Source organism: Microcystis sp. M165S2, from assembly GCF_020245885.1.
In the GTDB taxonomy this organism is placed as follows: domain Bacteria; phylum Cyanobacteriota; class Cyanobacteriia; order Cyanobacteriales; family Microcystaceae; genus Microcystis.
This window is the reverse complement of record NZ_JADBTZ010000408.1, coordinates 1-5,796: the sequence shown is the minus strand read 5'-3', so window position 1 is coordinate 5,796 and position 5,796 is coordinate 1. Positions and strand designations below refer to the sequence as shown.

Genomic DNA, 5,796 nt, shown 5'->3' with positions numbered 1-5,796 from the left:
CTTGTTCGGGTGTGGGGTAAAATCGAAACCAATAGGCTTTTTCCATGGGGAGCATTTTAGCATATATTTCGTAAATGTGTTAATATTTAACAGTAAAGCCGTCGTAGAACGACGGGGTTTCAGACCCAAAATTTTCGATGAGCGATCGCAAAGACCCAGAAAAACTCGCTTCGGAAAATAGGGCTGATAACCCGGAAAATAACGGTAAAACCAGTTTATCGCCCCCCGATGCCTCCGAATACGTCTCCTCTTTATCTTCCCGTAATCCTGTGCGTCAGCGCATCCTACTATTAAAAGATCTTCGACCGGGTAACGCGGGGTTACTACTGGCCCCCCTGATGGTGATGACCATCGGCCTGGTCTTTAGCTGGGACTGGTTAGGCTTTTCTGGGGCGATAGTAGCGATATTAATATCTTTACAGGTAATTTTGCCCTCTATTCGCCAGTGGATCGCCCATTATCTCACCCCCTCTGAACGTCAGACGGTTTTTGCCTTTATAGTTTTTATAGCTGCTCTGGCAGCATTAGGGAAATATTTAGGAGTTTACGGGCGAATATTGCGATGGTTAGAGAGTTTTAAATACGATGAGTTTGGTTCCTGGGCCGAGTGGGTGGGGGCCTTGGGACAGATTATGATCGCCGTGTTAGCGGTCTATGTGGCCTGGGAACAGTACGTTATTTCTAAGGATTTAACCATACAACAAAATCGCATTACCCAACAACAGACGATCGATTCCTATTTTCAAGGGATTTCCGATCTAGCCTTGGATGAGGAGGGATTTTTAGAAGATTGGCCCCAGGAAAGAGCGATCGCAGAAGGTCGCACCGCTTCCATCCTCAGCAGTGTCGATGCCTCTGGAAAAGCGAAAATACTGCGTTTTTTGAGTCAATCGCGGCTATTATCACCGATTAAACGCGATCGTTATTTAGGCAGACCGATTCTAGACGGGGAAGGGGGTTATGCGGAGGATCGAGAGTTCGGTACAAGAGTAGTACAATTGGGGGTAATGTTAGCGGGGTCCGACATTTCTGGGCAGGATTTGCGCTGGACGGATTTAAGCGAAGCGAATATGGTGCGGGCCGATTTAAGTTATAGCGATTTGGTGAAAGCAAATGTATCCCGGACAATTCTCTACGAAGCTAATTTAAGAGGGGCAGATATGAAAGGGATGCGTTTATTTTATGGTTCCCTAGAAAATGCTACCCCCCGCAGTCGTACCATTCCCCCCAATTATGACACTGGAGAACACACGGGAGCAGTGGTAGAAAATGTCAATTTTACCGGGGTGAAAAACATGAGCGAGGAACAACGTCACTATTGTTGTCGTTGGTGTGGGGAAAAGTCGCGCGCAACCATTCCGGGAGGATGTGGTGATATTGCCAATCTTTTGGGCCGTTAACGAAAAACCCTAATTAGAATATCTCCTCATCGGTAAGGGCAGTGCTATAATCATCGGTATTAATGGCCAATAATTCCCACAAATTTATGAATCAAAAAGTCTTTATTCTTGCCACTGCTTCCGCTAGTTTATTAGCCCTATTAGTTACCACTAACTCTGTACAAGCTGCCCCAGAGTCCTTTCATCCTAGTTTCAACACCGAGAACTTAGGTGACATGATTATCGGCAAGACAACCGGGGAAGAAAATCCGATTTTACGTCATCTTAATTGTAGTTGTGCCACCTGCACGCAATCCCTAAATTCCTCACTCAATTGATAATTTTCCACCCCAACGATCCTGGGGGATAAAAGTCCGCTCTAGATTAATTTTGGCCACGGGTTCTGTGAGGGTAAATTCTCCCGATTCGATCAGTGCTTTTAATTCTAAAGCGGCTTCCCGGGCCAAGGAAATACTGGCCAAAGGAGCCACCCTAACACTTTTTCCCTCGATCATAATCCGACCGCTTTTTAGTTTAGCGTAGGTGATTAAACCAAAGGTAGGACGGACTCGCCGGGGAATAGAAAAATCCACCACTGGAGCGACAATTTCCTCATCTTTTACCGCACAATGTCGAACGATTTCCTCGCTTAAAATTGGAATCGGTACTGCTACCCCTAACATTAAAGAAGCCCCATAATTTTTGAAATAACAACCCCGCACCCAGCGAGCATTCATTTGTTTAGCATCACCAATTAAGGCTAAGGTGGAAGCGGGACCAATAGGAGTTCGATTTTGTAGGCGTTTTTGCAGGGGAAAATGTTGGGTTCCTTCCCAGGCAATATAACCGATTCCTCCTCCTAAAAAAAGGCGCGTACCGATGCCTATAGCCTCTAAATCGGGGTCATTTAACAGGGGAGAAATTGCCCCGGGGTTAGAATAAACTGCATTACCCAATCTCGGCTGTAGTGGTCCTAAATAAGTATATAAAGTCCGCTCTCCCCCATTGACTCCGACGATAAAATTCTGGTAGAGATTGCGAGGATTAAAAAGATAAAATTGATTGATAGTCTCCTTAGAAATAATCGTTTCAAAAGAAGTGCGAGGATAACAATCGGTGGCCTGGCCGACAGCGCGCAATTGAATCGATTTTCCAGCGATTAAATCCTCAATAATATGTCCGCCACCCCTTTCGGGATTTTCTCCCTCTAAATTCTCATTTTTGGCCGCTAGATCACTAATAGCACTGGCTCCTAAATATAAATCCACCGCCCCAAAACCGGCATAAGCAGGAATCCCATCTAACCAACATTGACGAATTTTTATCGGCGGATCCGTCTGACCTAAATTAATAATTGCCCCCGAAGATTCCATCGGTTCAAAAGTTCCCGTACAAACCACATCTACTTGGGAAAAAACCTCCTTAATTCCCATCTCGGTAACGCGGCTTTTTAATTCCTCTACTGTCCAGACTACAGCCGTTTTTTTAGCGATTTTGTCGTTGATTTCAGCGATTGTTCTCATAATAAAAATTGGCAAGATGGGGGTTAGGGAGCTTTTTGCTGTTGTCAGTAAACAGTAATCAGATTTGAGTTTTCAGTGAGTGGTATTAACTGAGCAGTATTAAATGGCGGTGACAGTGCTGTCTTTTCACTGATTACTGATTACTGATCACTGATCACTGTTATAAGATGAAAAAGGGAAAATTTACGATCGAAGCTTTTCTATGACAGTTACACCCGTTTCAGCCTCCTTTAATCCTGTTTCTGGTCTAGTTAACCGTATTCTCGGCATAAAACCGCTTTTTGACATCGCTCGCTATCAGGCGCGCAATATGATGATTAAAAGAGCCGAAAAACTAGGCGTACCTTGGCGAGAAACCGTCAAACAATGGCAGCAACGGGATTGGAGTCGGGAACTGCAAGCGATAGAAAATCCCGATCTCGTCTATCCCGAATACTACGTTTGTTCTTTCCACGCTTACGAAAAGGGCAATTTAGACTGGTTGCCAGCTTTTGAGGTAGAATCTGCCGCCTATGCTGTCCATTCTACCATCTGGCCCGGGGCGGGGATTGACGGCGATCCGCGATTGCGACGGGAATATCACCGGATATTGAAGGAGCAAATCAAGGCAGAAATTAACGATATTGTCGATTTAGGCTGTAGTGTCGGCATGAGCAGCTTCGCACTGCAAGATACTTATCCTCAAGCGCGGGTAACTGGTTTAGATCTCTCTCCCTACTATTTAGCCGTTGCTCAATACCAAGCTCAACAAAAACAAAAGACGATTCAATGGCAACACGCAGCCGCAGAAAAAACTCAATTACCTAGTCAGTCCTACGATCTGGTATCTTCGTTTTTAATGTTCCACGAACTACCCCAACAGGCTACTAGAGAAATTTTCGCCGAAGCGCGTCGTTTATTGCGATCGGGGGGTTATTTGACGCTGATGGATATGAATCCGCGCTCGGAAATTTATCGAAAAATGCCCCCTTATGTCCTAACCTTACTCAAGAGTACCGAACCCTATCTCGATCAATATTTTACTCTCGATATCGAACAGGCATTAGCTGAAGCCGGGTTTCAACCACCGATCATTACCCCCACCAGTCCCCGACACCGGGCGATTGTTGCGCGGGTTTCCGAATCATAATTTTGAGGTAATCAATGAAGATAATTTTTCGTCAAAGTTGGACAAAGATATTAACTATTGTCCCTATCTTCCTGTTAATTTTTGCCAGCAAAACCCTCGCCCATCATGCCATGGGAGGGCAAACTCCCGATAATTTTTGGAACGGATTTTTATCGGGTTTAGCTCACCCGGTTATCGGTTTAGATCATTTAGCTTTTGTGGTGGCTAGTGGTTTAATTGCTGTGGGGATGGAACAGGGTTTATTAATTCCGATCGCTTTTGCGATTGCCACTTTAATCGGGACGGGTATTCATTTACAGGGGATAAATTTACTTTTTCCTGAAGGGATTATTGCCCTTTCCGTGGTGATTTTTGGCGTGATTTTAACCCTGAAAAAAGGTTTACAAAATCATTCTAATCTCCATACGATCACCCTGGCAACTTTGGCAATGATCGCGGGAATTTTCCACGGTTATGCCTACGGAGAATCAATTATCGGGGCGCGGGTTGCCGCTTTAGTTGCCTATTTAATCGGTTTTACCGTCATGCAATTAGCGATCGCATCTGGTGCTTTTTTCCTTGGCAGTGTCATCAAGGAAAAATTAGCCAAGCAAGCAACTCTAATTAGCAAGTTAATCGGATTGGCAATTATGGCGATCGGTACAACTTTTTTAGTGGGAGTTAAGTAAATTAATCTCGATGGGGCCAATTATTAATCGCTCTCTTGAGGTTATGGTGATCAGCAAATCTGATCGAAGAAAGGGCGTACACTTATACGCCCCTACCAATCACACTAGGTGCAATATAGGGGCGCAGCCTCGATAGTGCGATCACAGATTGTGTAGAGAGTTTGTCAGGTGGAAAATGCCCACCCTACATTCAAGGTAAAATAGAGCCAAGGAAGTTAGTAGAGAGAGAATGCTATTTTGTCAGCTATGAGCCAAACCTTACCTAAAACTGTTAATTTCGAGGAATTCGTCCTTTGGCTTCCTGAAAATTCTGGATTGCGTTATGAGCTACACAATGGAAATATTATTGAAATGGCACAACCCGCAGGAGAACACGAAGAAATCAAAGGATTTTTAACTGTTAAACTCAGTGGAATAATTGATAGACTAGGACTTCCTTATTTAATTCCTAACCAAGCGATTGTCAGACCTGCTGGTAAAAATTCTGGTTATTTTCCTGATGTATTAGTGCTAAATCGAACAAATCTTGCTCAGGAAAAATTATGGAAAAAAGAATCAATCCTTAGGGATGGTGCATCTATCCCTCTGATCATTGAAGTGGTATCGACTAACTGGCGTGATGATTACTACTTAAAATTTGCTGATTATGAAGAAATGGGTATTCCTGAATATTGGATTGTTGATTATGCAGCCTTGGGTGGGCGTAATTTTCTCGGCACTCCTAAACAACCGACCATCTCTGTTTGTCGCTTAGTTGAGGAAGAATATCAAATTCGACAATTTCGAGACAGCGATCGCCTGATCTCCCAGACTTTCACGGAATTAAATCTCACTGTCAATCAGATTTTCTTAAGTATGTAGAGCTTGCTGAATAAATCTAAAAACCTTGTTGGATAAGACTTTTAGACTTTTTGAAAATCAAAAAGTGCCAGTCCTTGAAGTGATCGGGGGGAAAATTCAGGTACTTTTTCCCTTTTTTAGGGGCTCTTCGGTAATTGTTATGCAAATAATTAACTTAAAATAAAATTCGATGAGAGTGCCTACGCCTAAAAGTAGCTGAAATCTATACAGGGAGACACTTAAGGCACAAATAGGTT

7 protein-coding genes are annotated in these 5,796 nt (G+C 43.6%); 5 read left to right on the top strand and 2 right to left on the bottom strand.

What is annotated here, in order from left to right:
* On the bottom strand, positions 1 to 46 hold a 46-nt coding region (locus tag IM479_RS22865), incomplete at its 3' end, for a helix-turn-helix domain-containing protein (RefSeq protein ID WP_353737480.1).
* 91 nt (positions 47 to 137) lie between these two features.
* Between IM479_RS22865 and IM479_RS20285 the strand changes: the two genes are divergently transcribed.
* Both IM479_RS20285 and IM479_RS20280 read left to right on the top strand, forming a co-directional pair.
* Positions 138 to 1,400 carry a pentapeptide repeat-containing protein gene (locus IM479_RS20285; RefSeq protein WP_287079436.1) on the top strand — a complete coding sequence of 421 codons (1,263 nt, stop codon included), beginning with the start codon at positions 138 to 140 and terminating at the stop codon, positions 1,398 to 1,400.
* Between the two features lie 62 nt (positions 1,401 to 1,462).
* On the top strand, positions 1,463 to 1,717 hold the full coding sequence (locus IM479_RS20280) for a hypothetical protein (RefSeq protein ID WP_287699554.1): 255 nt from the start codon (positions 1,463 to 1,465) through the stop codon (positions 1,715 to 1,717).
* Here the strand turns inward: IM479_RS20280 and IM479_RS20275 are convergent.
* Positions 1,706 to 2,902, bottom strand: coding sequence for a homocysteine biosynthesis protein (locus tag IM479_RS20275; protein ID WP_002795668.1), 1,197 nt, complete (start codon positions 2,900 to 2,902; stop codon positions 1,706 to 1,708). The genes IM479_RS20280 and IM479_RS20275 overlap by 12 nt on opposite strands.
* A gap of 202 nt (positions 2,903 to 3,104) precedes the next feature.
* Here IM479_RS20275 and IM479_RS20270 point away from each other — a divergent pair, with 202 nt between their 5' ends.
* The 3 genes from IM479_RS20270 (at position 3,105) to IM479_RS20260 (ending at position 5,560) form a co-directional block, all read left to right on the top strand.
* Positions 3,105 to 4,031, top strand: a complete 927-nt coding sequence (locus IM479_RS20270) for a methyltransferase domain-containing protein (RefSeq protein WP_287684915.1) — start codon at positions 3,105 to 3,107, stop codon at positions 4,029 to 4,031.
* Positions 4,032 to 4,045: 14 nt separating this feature from the next.
* Positions 4,046 to 4,699, top strand: coding sequence for a HupE/UreJ family protein (locus IM479_RS20265; RefSeq protein WP_287684914.1), 654 nt, complete (start codon positions 4,046 to 4,048; stop codon positions 4,697 to 4,699).
* A 246-nt stretch (positions 4,700 to 4,945) separates the two neighbouring features.
* Positions 4,946 to 5,560: a Uma2 family endonuclease gene (locus IM479_RS20260; RefSeq protein ID WP_286825275.1), complete on the top strand. Its 615-nt coding sequence runs from the start codon at positions 4,946 to 4,948 to the stop codon at positions 5,558 to 5,560.
* Positions 5,561 to 5,796: the final 236 nt, after the last annotated feature.

Coding starts and splice junctions, on each gene's coding strand:
- IM479_RS20285 (WP_287079436.1), top strand. CDS start 138: ATGAGCGATCGCAAAGACCCAGAAAAACTCGCTTCGGAAAATAGGGCT.
- IM479_RS20280 (WP_287699554.1), top strand. CDS start 1,463: ATGGCCAATAATTCCCACAAATTTATGAATCAAAAAGTCTTTATTCTT.
- IM479_RS20275 (WP_002795668.1), bottom strand. CDS start 2,902: ATGAGAACAATCGCTGAAATCAACGACAAAATCGCTAAAAAAACGGCT.
- IM479_RS20270 (WP_287684915.1), top strand. CDS start 3,105: ATGACAGTTACACCCGTTTCAGCCTCCTTTAATCCTGTTTCTGGTCTA.
- IM479_RS20265 (WP_287684914.1), top strand. CDS start 4,046: ATGAAGATAATTTTTCGTCAAAGTTGGACAAAGATATTAACTATTGTC.
- IM479_RS20260 (WP_286825275.1), top strand. CDS start 4,946: ATGAGCCAAACCTTACCTAAAACTGTTAATTTCGAGGAATTCGTCCTT.